Raw genomic sequence first — 16375 nt, 5'->3', positions numbered from 1 at the left:
CGAAACCGGCTAAGCCGTTGTTCGTGTTGTGAAAATTCGCGGCGCTTCGCGTATAATTCGCTTTTGCGCCCATAGGATTTGCCATGCGTCTGATCCAAAAAGCACTCACTTTCGATGACGTGCTCCTCGTTCCCGCCTTCTCCGACGTTCTCCCGCGCGACACCAGCCTCAAGACCAAGCTGACCCGCAACATCTCCCTGAACATGCCGCTCGTGTCCGCCGCGATGGACACGGTCACCGAAGGTCGCCTCGCGATCGCGATGGCGCAGCAGGGGGGCGTCGGTATCGTCCACAAGAACCTGACGCCGGCCGAACAGGCCCGCGAAGTCGCCAAGGTCAAGCGTTTCGAGTCGGGCGTCGTCCGCGACCCGATCACGGTGCCGCCGCAAATGAAGGTGCGCGACGTGATCGCGCTGTCGCGCCAGCATGGCATCTCGGGCTTCCCGGTCGTCGAAGGCCCGCAGCTCGTCGGCATCGTCACGAACCGCGACCTGCGTTTCGAAACGCGCCTCGACGAGCCGGTCAAGTCGATCATGACGCCGCGCGAGCGCCTCGTCACGGTCAAGGAAGGCACGCCGCTCGCCGAGGCGAAGGCGCTGATGCACAGCCACCGCCTCGAGCGCGTGCTGGTCGTCAACGACGCGTTCGAACTGCGCGGCCTGATGACCGTCAAGGACATCACGAAGCAGACCGAGCACCCGGACGCGTGCAAGGACGAACACGGCAAGCTGCGCGCAGGCGCGGCGGTCGGCGTCGGTCCGGACAACGAAGAACGCGTCGAGCTGCTGGTGCAGGCCGGCGTCGACGTGATCGTCGTCGATACCGCGCACGGTCACAGCAAGGGCGTGCTCGAGCGTGTGCGCTGGGTCAAGCAGAACTTCCCGCACGTCGAGGTGATCGGCGGCAACATCGCGACGGCCGCCGCCGCGAAGGCGCTCGTCGAATATGGCGCGGACGCGGTCAAGGTCGGCATCGGCCCGGGCTCGATCTGCACGACGCGGATCGTCGCGGGTGTCGGCGTGCCGCAGATCAGCGCGATCGCGAACGTCGCGGAAGCACTGAAGGGCACCGGCGTGCCGTGCATCGCCGACGGCGGCGTGCGCTTCTCGGGCGACGTGTCGAAGGCCCTCGCGGCCGGCGCGAACGCCGTGATGATGGGCAGCATGCTCGCGGGCACCGAAGAGGCGCCGGGCGACGTGTTCCTGTACCAGGGCCGCCAGTACAAGTCGTATCGCGGCATGGGCTCGGTCGGTGCGATGAAGGACGGCGCGGCGGACCGCTACTTCCAGGACAACTCGGCGAACATCGACAAGCTCGTGCCGGAAGGCATCGAAGGCCGCGTCGCGTACAAGGGTTCGGTCAACGCGATCCTGTTCCAGCTGGTCGGCGGCGTGCGCGCGAGCATGGGCTACTGCGGCTGCAAGACGATCGACGAGCTGCACGAGAAGGCCGAATTCGTCCAGATCACCGCGGCGGGCATGCGCGAGTCGCACGTGCACGACGTGCAGATCACGAAGGAAGCGCCGAACTACCACGTGGACTGATCGCCGATGAAACCGCTGCTGCGAGCCGTGCTGATCGTCGATGCCGTGCTGCTGCTGGCGTTCGGCGTGCTGTTCGTGCTGACGCCCTGGCAGGCGCTGTTCAACGCGCTGCAACTGGCGAACATCCAGCCGGCGATGCTCGGCCAGGCGTTCGGCATCGCGCTGCTCGGGCTCGCGTGGCTCGCGTTTCATGCGGCGTTCAACGGCGACTTCACGGCGCCCGTCGCGCGCGCGGTCGGCCATGTCAACTGGCTGACCGGCGTGCTGACGGTCGTGTGGTCGCTCGGCACCGGCAGCGGCCCCGCGCTCGCGGCCGCCGGCCGGGTGTTGTCGGCGGTGGCCGGAGTCGCGTTGATCCTGCTCGGCCTCGGCGGCGTGCGCCTCGCATCGGCCGTGCGCCGGCGCGAGAAAGCGCAGGCGCTCGAGGGCCGGGACGCGCAGCGTCCGGTCGAACCGGCGCGGGCTTCCGCCGTGCAGCCGCGGGTCGAGCCGGTCGTCAGCCGTCCGGTGGCGCCTTCGGCGCCGGCCGCGGCAGCCCCATCGGCCGCCTCCGAGCGCGCGTCAGGCAGCGTCGCGTTCGACGCGCGCCCGCCGTCGCAGGATTGACCGGCGATGCGTCGCGCGAGCCGCCTGCCGCCCGACGCCGCTATCCATGCTTTTGACGCAGCGCTTCGTGCGCTGCTTTTCTTATTCTCTTCATCCCGTCCGCAGCCATGCACGACAAAATCCTGATTCTCGACTTCGGTTCGCAAGTCACCCAACTGATCGCGCGCCGCGTGCGTGAAGCGCACGTCTACTGCGAAATCCATCCGAACGATGTGTCCGACGAATTCGTCCGCGAGTTCGCGCCGAAGGCGGTGATCCTGTCGGGCAGCCACGCGAGCACGTACGAAGACCATCAACTGCGCGCGCCGCAGGCCGTGTGGGATCTCGGCGTGCCGGTGCTCGGCATCTGCTACGGCATGCAGACGATGGCCGTGCAGCTCGGCGGCAAGGTCGAGTGGAGCGACCATCGCGAATTCGGCTACGCGGAAATGCGTGCGCACGGCCATACGCGCCTGCTCGACGGCATCGAGGATTTCACGACGGCCGAAGGCCACGGGATGCTGAAGGTCTGGATGAGCCACGGCGACAAGGTGGCCGAGCTGCCGCCGGGCTTCGCGCTGATGGCGTCGACGCCGAGCTGCCCGATCGCCGGCATGGCCGACGAGGCGCGCGGCTACTACGCGGTGCAGTTCCATCCGGAAGTCACGCACACGGTGAAGGGCCGCCAGATCATCGAACGCTTCGTGCTGCAAATCGCCGGCGCGAAGCCCGACTGGATCATGAAGAACCACATCGAGGAAGCCGTCGCGAAGATCCGCGAGCAGGTCGGTGACGAGGAAGTGATTCTCGGCCTGTCGGGCGGTGTCGATTCGAGCGTCGCGGCCGCGCTGATCCATCGCGCGATCGGCGATCAGCTGACCTGCGTGTTCGTCGATCACGGCCTGCTGCGCCTGAACGAAGGCAAGATGGTGCTCGACATGTTCGAGGGCCGGCTGCATGCGAAGGTCGTGCACGTCGACGCGTCCGACCAGTTCCTCGGCCACCTGGCCGGCGTGACCGATCCGGAAGCGAAGCGCAAGATCATCGGCCGCGAGTTCGTCGAGGTGTTCCAGGCTGAAGCGCAGAAGCTGTCGAAGGCGAAGTGGCTCGCGCAGGGCACGATCTACCCGGACGTGGTCGAATCGGGCGGCACGAAGACGAAGAAGGCGACGACGATCAAGAGCCACCACAACGTCGGCGGCCTGCCGGAAACGCTCGGCCTGAAGCTGCTCGAGCCGCTGCGCGACCTGTTCAAGGACGAAGTGCGCGAGCTGGGTGTCGCGCTCGGCCTGCCGCCGGAGATGGTGTACCGCCATCCGTTCCCGGGCCCGGGCCTCGGCGTGCGGATTCTCGGCGAAGTGAAGCGCGAGTATGCGGACCTGCTGCGCCGTGCGGACGCGATCTTCATCGAGGAGCTGCGTGGCACGACCGCGACCGCGCAGGATGCGGCTGCGGGCCTGTGCGGCGAGGGCGATGTCGGCAAGAGCTGGTACGACCTGACGAGCCAGGCGTTCGCGGTGTTCCTGCCGGTCAAGTCGGTGGGCGTGATGGGCGATGGGCGCACATACGACTATGTGACGTCGCTGCGCGCGGTGCAGACGACCGACTTCATGACCGCGCATTGGGCGCATCTGCCGTATGCGTTGCTCGGCCGTGCGTCGAACCGGATCATCAACGAGGTGCGCGGGATCAATCGGGTGGTGTACGACATCTCGGGGAAGCCGCCGGCGACGATTGAGTGGGAGTGAGCGCGTTGTGCGTTATTGATTTTTATAAAAAGATAAAATAACGATATCTCTCGCGTCATAAACTGTGTTTTCCGTGGTGTGCGAAGGGCGCACCATCGAAAAACTGCGGATACCGTGCCTGGAATTTGTAATCCCGGCATGGTATCAGGCGTTCAGCCAAAACTTGTGGCTAGGGCAATTAAGTTGGAATTGCGTATCTGGCTTGGCCACACACCTATGCGAGTTGAGGTCTACCGTATTTGAGGACCGTATAAGCCTCCTTGTCCGGATCGAACGGTAGCCGCATTATCCGTTCTTGATCGATCCACTCAGCTTTTGTGCCCACGATACTCATTGCCAAGTAAAGGGGCTGCATTTCCGACAACACTGCGTACCACTTAGAAATGCAGTCGACAATCCCTGGGTGCCAAGTGTCTTCCACGGCCTGAAGTTTCTTGATGAGCGAGGCCAGCATGTGTTGTCGATCGGCATCGTCGAGACATTCGACGATATAACCCACCAAAGCGTAGTCCAATTCGCATCGAGCGATCTTGGTAAGGCTCTCACCAGTCCCGCTCAGACCAAATTCCCACGACGTCCAACGCTGATAAGCCAAATTCCACAATGTCTGTCGCTTCTCGATTCCGGCCTTGTCGCGGAAGATTCGGAGGCAATTCGCAACTGCAAATCGGGTTTGCTGACCAGACCAGTGCACGCTGATCGTGTCAACGTAGAGTTGAAGCGCGGCGGTGTCCGCATTGGCAAGAGCGGCGCCAAGCGGCGCCTGTAACTCTGGAAACTGCAAAGAAAAGCAGTTGAACACGCGCATCCAACCAGCCCAGCGCTGCGTATCTTTCGACACTTCATTCAAGATCCGAGTCAGAAATTCTTTACAAGCGTCTCCAAGCGGCTCCCGGTTAGCCCTTGATGACACAGCTCTATAAGTTGTCGCGAATTGAACATGAGGATTGGTCGATTCAGAGCCGAGGCGTAGCGCCGCATTGGGAGGGAGCGATAGCGCGACACTCATGATCGACGCCATCTGTCGTAGACTCGAAACAGCCTGTACTAGGTGCTGGGGCGCAAACCTGTCAAGGCACTGGGCAGCCTGCGCGATGGCGATGCTCGGGAAAAAACGGTCTTCGATCAAACGCCAGCCTTGTGCGATTCCGATCCAATCACCCTCGGTGTCAGCTTTTTCAAATTTCGCTACGGCTTCCGATTCCCAGATGGGAGGGGATAGGCCACGAGTCGTAAAGCTCGTCGTCAGGCTCGCGATCCCTCTCTCGAGCGCAGCAAGCAGATCATCGTTCGGCTTGAAGTTATCTGGTGCGGCGGCCCAGAAATTCGTATCCACCATTGTGAATTGGCCGACGACGAGTAGGGCGACCAGCCGGATGCGCCGTGGATCGACATCGCTGTTCCAACTCGAACATTCTTGCAGGACCCACCGAAGCAGGCCGGTGAGTTGTTCGAAATCCTCAGCGCTCGGCGGCTTGCCGCTTGTTCGGACGAAATCGACGAATGTAAATTGAGATCTGATCGATTCAAATATCTTGTTGCGGGCGTCCCAATCAGAAAGGGCCTGCAACGGATCGGACTGTGCTTCGATCGACGCAATAAGAGCATTGGGAACTTCGATCGGTCCAGCTTGCGTAGCCTTCTCCATCGCCGAGAGGACGATATTCTCGGCTTTCATCACGGTTTCTTCCATATGAGATGGTCCGGCTCGCTGAGTAGCTCCCAGAGGTCGGTGAAGGCATCCATAACAAGCTGAGCATTGTCGACCTTCTGGAGAATGTGATGCGCAGTGCCCACGGAGTTCACCGAGGTGCCGAGCGACCAGGCCATGGCCCCGTCCGGGCCGGATGGGAAGATCAAGAACCTGTCGTGGAAGTCCCATCCCGTCGAGCCCTTCTGCACTCGAAGCTCAAGTTTCAAGCCCCGCCAATTGCTCTGACACTCGTCAAGTGTCTGGCGGATTTCGTCGCCGGAACCAGCCTTGGGCGTCGTCAGACCACGGAGGTCCACTCCTTGATACGGACAGTAAAACAGCGTTTCAAGTATGTCGTTGGCTGATAGGTAAGGATCCCAGAGCCAGGCCCCCTTTCCTCCGTAAGCGATGATCAAGGCGCGAAGGTCATCTAACGCTTTTCGACGGCAGGCATTTCCATTTCCATGGGCTGGACGGTACTGAACAAAGCGACGCTCGGCAGCCAGCCTATTGGCGTGTTCGGTGTACATTCGTTTCGCTGTCCACCCGCCATTGTCGTCTGGTTGGGGATCGCCAACGAGGCTTTGATTGGAAAACGCAGTCAGGCCGACGCGCCGAGGGTCCCAACTTCCATCCGGATTCTTGACCGAAAAGATACGCGGTTCAGGATCGGGTGAACTCATATTGAATGAGAGGGTTGAGATAAAAGAGCCTGGGCCCGAGGCGACGAGGAGTGTGCTGCTCCGCTCGTCCCAGACGAAGCCCCGATACAGCCCTCGGCCGGCACGCATCGGGAGTGGGGTGATTCTGTCCTCCAAGCTTGCCGACGCAAAGCCCGTGAGGATGTCGTCGTGTTCCAATTCGCAGACCGCAATCAAAGGACGTGGAATGGCCTTTGGGTGCCAGGCGTGTTCGACCTGGAAATTCCCATCGTGAAGCTTCTGGAATTCGGCCATCAGCACCGTGACGGGGAGTTGGACAACTAGATTGCCGAGCCGGTCTGACATCGCTGCCAATTGGAGTGGGATGTACTTCTCGACCTGCACCGATAGCTCTTGCAACCGACGAGGGTCGGCAGAGAACGGCATCAGCACTTCCTTGCCGTGATCGGTCCATTCAAGCAGGTGTGAACCGCTCCAAAAGTTGTTTTTCAGGAGCTTGTTCCATGGGACCGCTGAGCCATTGTCGGGAGGCACAAATTGCGCGGGCATTGGGAAAAGCTTGCCGATCTCGAGGTTATCGCCCGAAAGTTTCCATCCTTCCCCTGCCTCCACAGCCGTAAGTGCAGGAAGGAGCGTGTCGATCTGCAATGTGTAACGACGGAGGCCGAAACTCCAATCATTGAGGGATTTGATCCGGATAGGTTTCGGAGTCAGGAAGCGGGCGGGCAGTGCCTCAATATTAGATCGCTCCTCGGCAACTAAGAGTGTGAAGACATTGAGCGCACCATCATGTTCGCGCCGATTAGCGAACAGCTCCGTACACTCGACATGCGTATAGAACCCTAGCATGCCGGGCGTGAGAAGCTGCGTTAGCTCAGGCAACGGGGAGCGAGGTTCGGGTACTTTGTATTGGTTCATTACAGTCCCCTCTGATCCGTGTTTTGCCAGGCCGTTTTGCGTTAACGCGCGGGGTCAGTCAGCGCGCGTCGTGTTTTCCGTTCCGGGACCGGATGCGTCACGCAAGCGCCCGCCCGAGCGACCGCAAATACATCGGCACCTTCGCCTTGGTCGTCGCCTGCACCCGCGACATCAACGCGTGATCGATCCGATCCAGTCCATAAGTCCGCGAAATTTCCTGCTGCAACCGGCACCAAAGATGCCCGGCCATCTCGGCATCGACCATCGCCCGGTGCGCACGGCCCGTTTGCGGCAGCCGCAGCATCTCGGCCAGGCTCGACAGGCGGTGACTCCGGGCGTCGGGATAGATCCGCCTCGCCACCAGCATCGTGCACGCAAACGGATGGTCGGCCGACATGCCGAGCATCCCCAGTTCCGACTGCCAGAAGCGCTTGTCGAAGCCGGCGTTGTGGGCGACGACCGCATGCTTGCCGACGAACGCCGCCGCTTCCTTCATGACTTCGGACGCGGGCGGCGCCGCCGCGATCATGTCGTTCGTGATGCCGGTGAGCGCAACGACATCGGACGGGATGCGTCGGCCGGCATTCATCAAGCTCTGGAAACGGTCGACGACCTGCCCGTCGCGCAGCAGGATGACGGCAATTTCGGTTGCGCGGTCGCCCAGATTCGGCGACAGCCCGGTGGTTTCGAAATCCAGTACCGCGACGGTTTGCATGGTTGAATTCAGGTGCGTCATCAGAGGGTGTCGAGTGTGGCCAAGAGGGTAGCATCTTCGGGCGCGCGAACGGCGGATTCGTCGAGCGGGAGCGAGCAGGCTACCGATTGACGATAATCAAATCTCGCTCCAGGCCAGATGGAGATGCTGCCGTGACTCAACTGACGCTACCCGGATTCGATGCGCCGCCGCCGGTTCCCGTGCACCGCTTCTTTTTCGCCGTGATGCCGGACCTGGCCACGGCGGCGCGCATTACTGGCCTTGTCGAAAGCATGCGGCTGGAGAAGGACAGCATGGTGGGCATCGAGCGTCTGCACATTACGCTGGGTTCTCTGGGCGACTTCGCCTATGTGCCGGGCGCTACCCTTGTACGGGCACGTGCGGTGGCGGACCGCATCGACGTGCCATCTTTCTCCGTGACGTTCGACAAGATCATCAGTTTCAACCGGCGGTCCGGTCGTCAGCCGCTGGTGCTGACGGGGAAGGCCGGTCTGGAGGACTTGATCGATTTTCGACGGCAGTTGCGAGACGCGTTGAAACGGGCGGGTGTGCCTGTTTTTCCGTCGAGTTTTACCCCGCACGTGACGCTGCTGTATGGTGCACAGAGGCCCGATGAGTACCGGATCGAGCCGATTACCTGGACCGTGTTCGACTTCGCCCTGATCGATAGCTGGCTCGGCAAGTCGCACTACGACGTTTTGGGGCGCTGGCCGCTGACGACCGGTAGCCCGCCGGGATGATCTTCAGTCCCGATCGCCACCGCGATAACGAAGGTGAATCAGCGGATACGGCCGCCCCTGTCCATCCAGCTCCGATCGCCCGCAGCGCTCGAATCCGAGCCGTTCATAGAATCCCGCCGCCGCTTCGTTCTGTTCGTTGACGTCGGTCGACAGGTCGGGATGGCGTTTGAGCGCCTCTTCGACGAGCAACCGCCCGACTCCCGCGCGATGGTGCGCGGGATCGACGAACAGCGCTTCCATGTGGCTGCCGTCGAGCAGCATGAAGCCGATCGCGCGATCGCGCTCGTCGACGGCCAGATCGAGCGGTGCGCCCGGCAGAAATGCGACGACTTCGGACTCGATTGAACGACGATCGTCGTCGCTCAGGAAGTGATGCGTGGCGTCGACGGCATGGCGCCAGATATCCAGCACACGTGTGCCGTCGGCCTCGGTGGATTGTCGAATTCTGAGCATGGTTTGATGTGTGATGATTCGGCGCTCGGAGGCTAGCCGGCTCCATGACGGAGCGAACGCGTCGCGCCGATGCGCAAGCGACAGCGGAAGTGTCAGGCGAATGGCGGACGCGCGCGGCCCAGCATCGCCGCCCGCTCCATCGCCCGTCGCGCGACGTCCCGCACGCCCGCGCTCATCGGCAAATCGTCGCGGTCGAGTTCGTCGATGCCGAACCAGCGCGCGTCGAGTGCATCGTCGCCGGCGGCCGGCGTGCCGCGCAGCCATCTGCACAGCACCGCGATCATGACGAAATGCTGGCGCACGGCGCCGTGCGCATCGTAATCGAACGCATCCAGCGCGGTAAAGGCGTCGAGCGCTTCGACGTCGATCATCGTTTCTTCCGCGATCTCGCGCACGACCGCGTCCGCGAGCGGCTCGCCCGACTCGATCTTGCCGCCGGGAAAGCCCCAGCAACCTGCGTCGGGCGGATTCGCGCGGCGCACGAGCAACACATCGCGTTCGCGCAGCACGATGCCGATCACGGCGGGAACGGGGCGCAAGCAAGCAGCGTTGTCGGTTGCGGACATGGTCGCTCCTACCCGTCGATGGGAACGAACGCGTGCACGTGCACACCGCTCATCGCGCGTCCCCGGTACGCCGTTCGATCGCACGAATCACGGCGACCATGTCGGCCGCGCCATGTCCGGCCTGCTCGGTCTCGCCGTAAAGCGCGTGGCAGATGTCCAGCAGCGGCGACGCGATGCCGATGCCGCGCGCGGATTCGGCGACGAGGCGCGCATTCTTCAGCACGTCGGTGATCGCGGCCTGCACCGAGAAATCACCCGCGACGAGCTTGCCGAGCTTCACGCGCGACACGTCGCTGGCCATCGGGCCGGCATTCAGCACGTCGGCGAAGCGCGCGAGGTCGATACCGTGACGTTGCGCGAAATGCGTGGCCTCGGCGAGACCGGTGACCATCGTGATCAGGAACAGGTTGACGGCGAGCTTCATCGTCAGCGCCGACGGCACGTCGCCGCACACGAAGCTGTCGCGGCACAGCGGCTTCACGAGCGCGCGGACGGCATCGACGTCGGTCGGCGCGCCGGCCAGCATCACGACGAGCTGTCCGGCTTCGGCCGGCTTGCGCGAGCCCGACACCGGCGCCTCGACGTAGCGGCCCGACGCGGCGGCGATTTCATCGGCGAGCACGCGAGAATAGTCGGGCGCATTCGTGCCCATGTTGACGATCGTGTGTGCGCCGACCCGGGCGGCAAAAGCCGGCGTGCCGCGCGCGAGGGCGGCGTCGATCGCCGCGTCGTTCGCGAGCATCAGGATCACGGTGCGGCAGGACGCGAATACGCTGTCGATGTCCTCGGCCACGCGTGCGCCGGCGGCGCGCAGCGCATCGTCGTTGTCGTGCGAACGGCTCCACACGACGAGCGGCGTGCCGGCCCGCGCGAGATTGAGCGCCATCGGCGTACCCATCACGCCAAGGCCGATGAATCCGACTGCGGTTTGCATGGTGCGGCTCCCACGGTAGGTGGCGACGATCGTGGGCGTCAGTATCGCAGCGTTTTCGCGCGCCTGCCATCCGGCCCGCGCGACCACGGAAGCGCGTCGTCGCCCCTACGTGAGGTCCGCCAGATACGGCCACGGATAAATGCCGCGTGCATGGCCGTCGCCGAACAGGAAGCGTACGCCGTAGCCGAGCGCTTCCATGCCGTCGAGTGTCAGGCCCGGCCGCGCGTCGATGTGGCCGCCGTCGAGCCGGACCTTTCGGCATTCCGCACACGGGCAATCGCTGCGCAACCGCGCATAACCGATACGTTGCGTGGCGCCGTCGGGCCAGCGCAGCGTCAATGCGCGCGCCGGGTGATCGAGCGCGATGTCGGTCGGCGCGATCATCGCGATGCGTCGTCGATCTGTCCGATCGCGATCCGCACGGCCTTGCGGACGTCGGGGTCGCGATCGTCGAGTGCGTCGTGCAGCGCGGGCAGTGTCGCCCGGTCGCGCAATTCGCCGAGCGCGAGCGCGGCTTCCTTGCGCAGGTTGCTGATCGCATGCGGGAGCAGCGCGACGACGGCCGATGCCGCGGCCGCATCGCGCAATTGCCCGAGCGCACGCACGGCGCGCACGCGCACTTGCCAGTAATCGTCGTCGAGCGCGGCGACGAGCGGGTCGCGCGCAACGGCGGCGCGCAGCTTGCCGAGCGTGGCCGCCGCTTCCTCGCGCACCTGCCATTCAGTGTCACGCAGCGCCACGAGCAACGCGGTGACGACCGCGGTATCGTCGGCCGCCGCAAACCCGATCGCGCTGACCGCGGCGCGCCGCACGTCCGCATCCGTGTCCGTGGTCGCGATGCGCGCGAGCGGCGCCAGCGCGCGGCTGTCCTTGAGCCAGCCGAGCACGACGACCGCCTCGGCGCGTACGGCCGCGGTGCTCGCGTCGAGCGCATGCAGCGCGGGCGCGAACGCGTCGGGGTCGCGCAACTCGCGCAAACCGCGCAGCACGGCGCCGCGCACGAACGGCTCGGGCCGGTCGGCCCAGCGGCACAGCACGGCGCCCGATGCCGCGTCCTTCAGTTCGGACAGGCTTTGCGCGGCCGTCGCGCGCACGCCATCGTCGGGATCGAGCAGCGCGTGGCACAGCGCGTCGACGACATCGGGCTGCTCCCACGCGTCGAGCACGCGCGCGGCCTCGCCGCGCACGTCGGCGGACGGGTCGTCGCGCAGCGCCGCGACGAACGATGGCACGAGCTCGGGCGCCTCGAGATCGGCGAGTTCGAGCAGCGCGATGCGACGCACCGATGCATCGGCTGCGGCGAGGCGCGCGACGAGCGCGGCCTGATCGGCGTGATCGACAGTTGGCACGCCGGGCAGCGGGAAAGCGGAGGAAGAAGCGGTCATGGAGAAAAGTCGGTGCGGTGAATGGGCAATTGCGCTCAGGCCGCGTCGCGCAGCAGCGCGAGACAGCGGCGCTTGATGTCGATAAACACGGGCTCGGTCGTGCTGTCGTCGGTGCGCAGGTGGCGCGCCGTGTCAGCGCAGCAGGTAAGGGATGTCGACCTTGACCGCGCCGGTCGGGCAGTCGCGTTCGCACGGCATGCAGTACCAGCATTCGTCGAACTGCATGTACGCCTTGCCCTTGGAGACGTCGATCGCGAGCAGGTCGAGCGGGCACACGTCGACGCAGACGGTGCAGCCCTTGTCGGCGATGCACAGCGACTCGTCGATCGTCACGGGCGCGCTGCTGCGCTGGAAGGTGTCGTGCGGGGTATGGGGCATGGCAAGGTTCCTCACAGGGCGGCCGCGGGCGCGGCCGGTTCGCGGATGCGCAACTGCGCGTAGGCGCCGCGTTCGTCGTCGGCAAGCGGCACGACTTACGGTTCGACCGGCCGCTTCTCGCTGCGCATCGCGCCGGCGGCGTCCTTGCGCAGCCACGTGTGGCAGAACCATTCGGCATCGTCGCGGTGCGGAAAATCGACGCGATGGTGGTACAGCCCCCAGCGGCTCTCGGTGCGGAACAGCGATGCGCGCGCGGCCATTTCCGCGCAATCGCGGATCGCGCGCACTTCGGCCGCGCGCATCAGTTCGTGCGGGTTGTTCGCCTTGATTTCTTCGATATCCTCAGTGATTTCGTCAAAACGTTGCAACCCGATTTCCATCTTGCGCGTCACCTTCGGCGGTTGCAGGTAGTCGTTCACCATGCGGCGCAGCTTGTACTCGACCTGCGCCGGCGCCAGGCCGCGCTCGCGCAGCAGCGGCGCGAGCGCGCGGGTGCGCTCGGCATCGACCTGTTCGTCGTCCACCGGCGCGTGTTCGCGGCCGGCCACGTAGTCGGCCGCGTGTTGCCCGGCGAACCAGCCGTACGTAAACGCGCCGAGCATGTAGTTGTGCGGGACGGCCGCCATGTCGCCGGCCGCGTACAGCCCCAGCACGGTCGTCTCCGCGCGCGCATTCACGTACACGCCCGATGCGCTGTGGCCGCTGCAGAAGCCGATCTCGGAGATGTGCATCTCGACCATCTGGCTGCGGTAGTCGGTGCCGCGCCCCGCATGGAAGCGGCCGCGGCTCGGCCGCTCGTTGGTATGCAGGATCTGCTCGATGGTCCGGATCGTTTCCTCCGCGAGATGGTCGAGCTTCAGGAACACGGGACCGTTGCCGCTCTGCAGTTCCTGGTAGAACTCCCACATCATCTGGCCGCTCCAGTAGTCGCATTCGATGAAGCGTTCGCCCTTGCCGTTCGCGGTGAAGCCGCCCAAGGGGCCCGTCACGTACGCGCACGCCGGGCCGTTGTAATCCTTGATCAGCGGATTGATCTGGAAGCATTCGAGGTTCGCGAGCGCGGCGCCCGCGTGATAGGCCATCGCGTAGCCGTCGCCCGCGTTGGTCGGGTTCTCGTACGTGCCCATCAGGTAGCCCGACGCCGGCAGGCCGAGGCGGCCGGCCGCGCCGCAGCAGAGAATCACGGCCTTCGCGCGGATCACGTGGAAATCGGCGGTGCGGCAGTCGAAGCCGAGCACGCCGCTCGCGCGACCCTGCGCGTCGGTCAGCACGCGCGTCGCGACGATCCGGTTCGTGATCGCGATGCGGGCGCGCTTCAGTTGCCGGTACAGCACCTTCTTGATGTCGTGGCCTTCCGGCATCGGCAGCACGTACGAGCCCATGTGGTGGACCTTCTTCACCGCGTAGTCGCCGGTGCCGTCCTTCTCGAACTTCACGCCCCAGCGGTCGAGCTGCTCGATCGTCGCGAAGCTGTGCGTCGCGTATGCGTACACGGCTTCCTGGTCGACGATCCCGTCGTTGGCGATCGTGATCTCGCGCGTGTACTGCTCGGGCGTCGCATGGCCGGGAATCACCGCGTTGTTCAGGCCGTCCATCCCCATCGAGATCGCGCCGCTGCGTTTCACGTTGGCCTTCTCGAGCAGCAGCACGCGCAGCGACGGATCGCGCTCCTTCGCCTTGATGGCCGCCATCGGGCCGGCCGTGCCGCCGCCGACCACGACGATGTCGTATTCATGCACATGGGTATTCATCGCGGGTTCCTTGCAGGTTTGCGCGCCTTCTGCCGGTCGACGCGCAACCGGTACTGGAAGGCGTCGCCGCGGAAGTAGAGGTATTCGTAGTCGAGCGGCGCGCCCGACGCGTCGTGCGTGAGGCGTTCGATACGCAGCACCGGGCTGCTTTCCTCGACGTGCAGCGCGTCGACGATTTCGTCGTCCGCGAGGATCGCGTCGATCGACACGTCGGCATGGCCGAGCGGGATGCCGCAGTCGTTCTCCAGGATCAGGAAGATGTCGCGGGTCGCGAGATCGGCGCCGGCGAGACGCTTGCCGAGCGCTTCCGGCACCCAGGTCTGTTCGAGCGACACGGGTTCGCGGTTCAGCAGCCGCACGCGATGGATCTCGACGAGCGGCGCGCCTTCGGGCACGTTCAGCTTCGTCGCGAGATGGCGATCGGCCTTCACCGTGCGCAGGCTGCGCAACTGGTTGACGATCTCGTAGCCCATCGACGACATCGCCTCCGCGAAGCCCTGCAGCGACGTCACGTTCTGGAACGCCTTCGGCTTCGACACGAACGTGCCCTTGCCGTGCAGCTTGAACAGCAGGCCTTCCTTCTGCAGGTCGCCGAGCGCCTGGCGCACCGTGATGCGGCTGACGTCGAACATCGCGCAGAGCGCGTGCTCGGACGGCATCCGGCTGTGCGGCGCGTAGGTGCCGTCGAGAATGCGCGTGCGCAGCGTGTCCTTGATCTGCACGTAGAGCGGGGCCGCGGACAACGGCACGACGTTGGGTGGGGGCATCGGTCAACTTGTTATGACAAGATGGGGCGAGTGTAGCCAGCGCGAGTGCGTGCCCCAACCAACGATTTCTGATTTCGAATTTCCCGTTGAGGAAAAGTGGGGCGCGCGATCCGACCCTTGCGAGCCGAGCGGATTCGCCCAAAATAAAAAATTCGCGACCCATGCGGCGCGCATGTCGATTTCCCGATGTGCCGCCCGTCGTATCGATATCGACCGGGCAGTGCGCCGCGCCATGCGGCCGGCAGCCGGTTGCCGCGAATGGCGCAACGAACGAGGAGAAGCCACATGACACGCCACATGCCGGATTCCCGATACCGCTGGGTGATCGTCGCCGCGGGCGGCCTGATGGGCTGCGTCGCGATCGGCGCGATGTTTTCGTTGCCGGTGTTCCTGCGGGCTATCGCGCGCGATACGGGCTGGTCGATGACCGGCATCTCCGCCGCGATGACGCTCGGCTTCATCGCGATGGCCTTCGCGAGCCTGGCGTGGGGCAGCCTGTCGGACCGCGTCGGCACGCGGCCGGTCGTCATCGCGGGCGCCGTGCTGCTGTCGGCGAGCCTCGCGCTGGCGAGCCGCGCGCCGTCGCTGCTCGCGTTCCAGCTGACCTTCGGCCTGGCCGTCGGCGGTGCGACGGCCGCGATATTCGCGCCGATGATGGCGTGCGTGACCGGCTGGTTCGACACGCACCGCAGCCTCGCGGTCTCGCTCGTGTCGGCCGGCATGGGGATGGCGCCGATGACGATGGCGCCGCTCGCTGCGTGGCTCGTGTCGGTGCGCGACTGGCGCACGTCGATGCTGCTGATCGCCGCGCTGGCGGCCGTCGTGATGATTCCGGTGTCGCTGCTGGTGCGCCGGGCGCCCGCGCTCGATCCCGAATCCGCGCACGCGGCGGCTGCGCCGGCGTCCGCCGGCGCGCCCGCCGCGATGTCGGTCGCGGATGCGCTGCGCTCGCCGCAGTTCATGGTGCTCGTGCTGACCAACTTCTTCTGCTGCGCGACGCATTCGGGCCCGATCTTCCATACGGTCAGCTACGCGGTGACCTGCGGGATTCCGCTGATCGTCGCGGTGTCGATCTACAGCGTCGAAGGACTCGCGGGCATGGGCGGCCGGATCGCGTTCGGGATCCTCGGCGACCGGCTCGGCGCGAAGCGCATGCTGGTGGCGGGGCTGCTCGCGCAGGCGCTCGGCGCGCTCGGCTACTACTTCGTGCGCACGCTCGACGGCTTCTACGCGGTCGCGACGCTGTTCGGTTTCATCTATGCGGGCGTGATGCCGCTGTATTCCGTGCTCGCGCGCGAGAATTTCCCGCTGCGGATGATGGGCACCGTGATCGGCGGCTGCGCGATGGCCGGCAGCCTCGGGATGGCCGCGGGCCCGGTCGCCGGCGGCCTGATCGTCGATGCGTTCGGCAGCTATGGCCGGCTGTACCTCGGCTCGTTCGCGATCGGGATCGGCGCGTTCCTGATCGCGACGATGTTCCGCCCGTTCGCGAAGGCGCGGCCGGAAACCGTGGCTGCGTAATCGGGCAGCGGAAGC

General features: G+C 65.0%; 15 protein-coding genes and 1 pseudogene. 5 read left to right on the top strand and 11 right to left on the bottom strand.

The features are described 5' to 3' along the window. Positions 1 to 83 precede the first annotated feature (83 nt). From guaB to guaA, 3 genes are all read left to right on the top strand, one after another. On the top strand, positions 84 to 1544 hold the full coding sequence (gene guaB / locus KR541_RS10165; protein ID WP_050012882.1) for an IMP dehydrogenase: 1461 nt from the start codon (positions 84 to 86) through the stop codon (positions 1542 to 1544). A 6-nt stretch (positions 1545 to 1550) separates the two neighbouring features. Beyond that, on the top strand, positions 1551 to 2150 hold the full coding sequence (locus tag KR541_RS10160; RefSeq protein WP_050012881.1) for a hypothetical protein: 600 nt from the start codon (positions 1551 to 1553) through the stop codon (positions 2148 to 2150). A 107-nt stretch (positions 2151 to 2257) separates the two neighbouring features. Next, on the top strand, positions 2258 to 3877 hold the full coding sequence (guaA, locus tag KR541_RS10155) for a glutamine-hydrolyzing GMP synthase (protein ID WP_050012880.1): 1620 nt from the start codon (positions 2258 to 2260) through the stop codon (positions 3875 to 3877). A 214-nt stretch (positions 3878 to 4091) separates the two neighbouring features. On the opposite strand, the gene KR541_RS10150 is transcribed toward guaA, so the two are convergent. The 3 genes from KR541_RS10150 to KR541_RS10140 all read right to left on the bottom strand — a co-directional run bounded on the left by KR541_RS10150 (position 4092) and on the right by KR541_RS10140 (position 7865). Next, positions 4092 to 5570, bottom strand: coding sequence for a hypothetical protein (locus KR541_RS10150; RefSeq protein ID WP_204383297.1), 1479 nt, complete (start codon positions 5568 to 5570; stop codon positions 4092 to 4094). Continuing rightward, a complete protein-coding gene (locus tag KR541_RS10145; protein ID WP_216089525.1) occupies positions 5555 to 7150 on the bottom strand; it encodes a VPA1262 family N-terminal domain-containing protein in 1596 nt (531 codons plus the stop codon). Before KR541_RS10145 ends, KR541_RS10150 begins: the two co-directional genes overlap by 16 nt. Before the next feature lie 97 nt (positions 7151 to 7247). Further along, the gene (locus KR541_RS10140) at positions 7248 to 7865 is read right to left on the bottom strand and encodes a 3'-5' exonuclease (protein WP_050013331.1); all 618 of its coding nucleotides are present in this window, start codon (positions 7863 to 7865) and stop codon (positions 7248 to 7250) included. 152 nt (positions 7866 to 8017) lie between these two features. On the opposite strand from KR541_RS10140, the gene KR541_RS10135 reads away from it, so the two are divergent. After that, positions 8018 to 8605 carry a 2'-5' RNA ligase family protein gene (locus KR541_RS10135; protein ID WP_063772887.1) on the top strand — a complete coding sequence of 196 codons (588 nt, stop codon included), beginning with the start codon at positions 8018 to 8020 and terminating at the stop codon, positions 8603 to 8605. Positions 8606 to 8608: 3 nt separating this feature from the next. Here KR541_RS10135 and KR541_RS10130 read toward each other — a convergent pair whose 3' ends face one another. The 8 genes and pseudogenes from KR541_RS10130 to KR541_RS10095 all read right to left on the bottom strand — a co-directional run bounded on the left by KR541_RS10130 (position 8609) and on the right by KR541_RS10095 (position 14839). Continuing rightward, complete coding sequence (locus KR541_RS10130) at positions 8609 to 9058, bottom strand: acetyltransferase (RefSeq protein ID WP_050013330.1); 450 nt, start codon at positions 9056 to 9058, stop codon at positions 8609 to 8611. A 92-nt stretch (positions 9059 to 9150) separates the two neighbouring features. Then, positions 9151 to 9624 (bottom strand): NUDIX hydrolase, encoded by a 474-nt coding sequence (locus tag KR541_RS10125; protein ID WP_080334221.1) that lies wholly within the window; start codon positions 9622 to 9624, stop codon positions 9151 to 9153. 49 nt (positions 9625 to 9673) lie between these two features. Beyond that, positions 9674 to 10588: an NAD(P)-dependent oxidoreductase gene (locus KR541_RS10120; RefSeq protein WP_349631909.1), complete on the bottom strand. Its 915-nt coding sequence runs from the start codon at positions 10586 to 10588 to the stop codon at positions 9674 to 9676. Positions 10589 to 10663: 75 nt separating this feature from the next. Next, complete coding sequence (locus KR541_RS10115; protein WP_050013327.1) at positions 10664 to 10942, bottom strand: gamma-butyrobetaine hydroxylase-like domain-containing protein; 279 nt, start codon at positions 10940 to 10942, stop codon at positions 10664 to 10666. Beyond that, positions 10939 to 11943, bottom strand: coding sequence for a HEAT repeat domain-containing protein (locus KR541_RS10110; RefSeq protein ID WP_050013326.1), 1005 nt, complete (start codon positions 11941 to 11943; stop codon positions 10939 to 10941). The genes KR541_RS10115 and KR541_RS10110 overlap by 4 nt, the downstream gene beginning before the upstream one ends. A 132-nt stretch (positions 11944 to 12075) precedes the next feature. Continuing rightward, the gene (locus KR541_RS10105) at positions 12076 to 12321 is read right to left on the bottom strand and encodes a 4Fe-4S dicluster domain-containing protein (protein ID WP_050013325.1); all 246 of its coding nucleotides are present in this window, start codon (positions 12319 to 12321) and stop codon (positions 12076 to 12078) included. Positions 12322 to 12332: 11 nt separating this feature from the next. Continuing rightward, positions 12333 to 14072, bottom strand: a pseudogene (locus tag KR541_RS10100) (fumarate reductase/succinate dehydrogenase flavoprotein subunit). Then, positions 14069 to 14839 (bottom strand): GntR family transcriptional regulator, encoded by a 771-nt coding sequence (locus KR541_RS10095; protein WP_050013323.1) that lies wholly within the window; start codon positions 14837 to 14839, stop codon positions 14069 to 14071. Before KR541_RS10095 ends, KR541_RS10100 begins: the two are co-directional and overlap by 4 nt. A gap of 297 nt (positions 14840 to 15136) precedes the next feature. Between KR541_RS10095 and KR541_RS10090 the strand changes: the two genes are divergently transcribed. Continuing rightward, positions 15137 to 16360 carry an MFS transporter gene (locus KR541_RS10090; RefSeq protein WP_050013322.1) on the top strand — a complete coding sequence of 408 codons (1224 nt, stop codon included), beginning with the start codon at positions 15137 to 15139 and terminating at the stop codon, positions 16358 to 16360. The last annotated feature ends 15 nt before the right edge of the window (positions 16361 to 16375 follow it).

The sequence above is a fragment of the Burkholderia sola genome, from assembly GCF_905400185.1.
In the GTDB taxonomy this organism is placed as follows: Bacteria; Pseudomonadota; Gammaproteobacteria; order Burkholderiales; family Burkholderiaceae; genus Burkholderia; species Burkholderia sola.
Note: the sequence above shows the minus strand (reverse complement) of the source record. Positions and strands in the feature narration are given on the sequence as shown.

Excerpts from the sequence above, each read along its gene's own strand:
- guaB (WP_050012882.1), top strand. The coding sequence starts at position 84 with ATGCGTCTGATCCAAAAAGCACTCACTTTCGATGACGTGCTCCTCGTT.
- KR541_RS10160 (WP_050012881.1), top strand. The coding sequence starts at position 1,551 with ATGAAACCGCTGCTGCGAGCCGTGCTGATCGTCGATGCCGTGCTGCTG.
- guaA (WP_050012880.1), top strand. The coding sequence starts at position 2,258 with ATGCACGACAAAATCCTGATTCTCGACTTCGGTTCGCAAGTCACCCAA.
- KR541_RS10150 (WP_204383297.1), bottom strand. The coding sequence starts at position 5,570 with ATGGAAGAAACCGTGATGAAAGCCGAGAATATCGTCCTCTCGGCGATG.
- KR541_RS10145 (WP_216089525.1), bottom strand. The coding sequence starts at position 7,150 with ATGAACCAATACAAAGTACCCGAACCTCGCTCCCCGTTGCCTGAGCTA.
- KR541_RS10140 (WP_050013331.1), bottom strand. The coding sequence starts at position 7,865 with ATGCAAACCGTCGCGGTACTGGATTTCGAAACCACCGGGCTGTCGCCG.
- KR541_RS10130 (WP_050013330.1), bottom strand. The coding sequence starts at position 9,058 with ATGCTCAGAATTCGACAATCCACCGAGGCCGACGGCACACGTGTGCTG.
- KR541_RS10125 (WP_080334221.1), bottom strand. The coding sequence starts at position 9,624 with ATGTCCGCAACCGACAACGCTGCTTGCTTGCGCCCCGTTCCCGCCGTG.
- KR541_RS10115 (WP_050013327.1), bottom strand. The coding sequence starts at position 10,942 with ATGATCGCGCCGACCGACATCGCGCTCGATCACCCGGCGCGCGCATTG.
- KR541_RS10110 (WP_050013326.1), bottom strand. The coding sequence starts at position 11,943 with ATGACCGCTTCTTCCTCCGCTTTCCCGCTGCCCGGCGTGCCAACTGTC.
- KR541_RS10105 (WP_050013325.1), bottom strand. The coding sequence starts at position 12,321 with ATGCCCCATACCCCGCACGACACCTTCCAGCGCAGCAGCGCGCCCGTG.
- KR541_RS10095 (WP_050013323.1), bottom strand. The coding sequence starts at position 14,839 with ATGCCCCCACCCAACGTCGTGCCGTTGTCCGCGGCCCCGCTCTACGTG.
- KR541_RS10090 (WP_050013322.1), top strand. The coding sequence starts at position 15,137 with ATGCCGGATTCCCGATACCGCTGGGTGATCGTCGCCGCGGGCGGCCTG.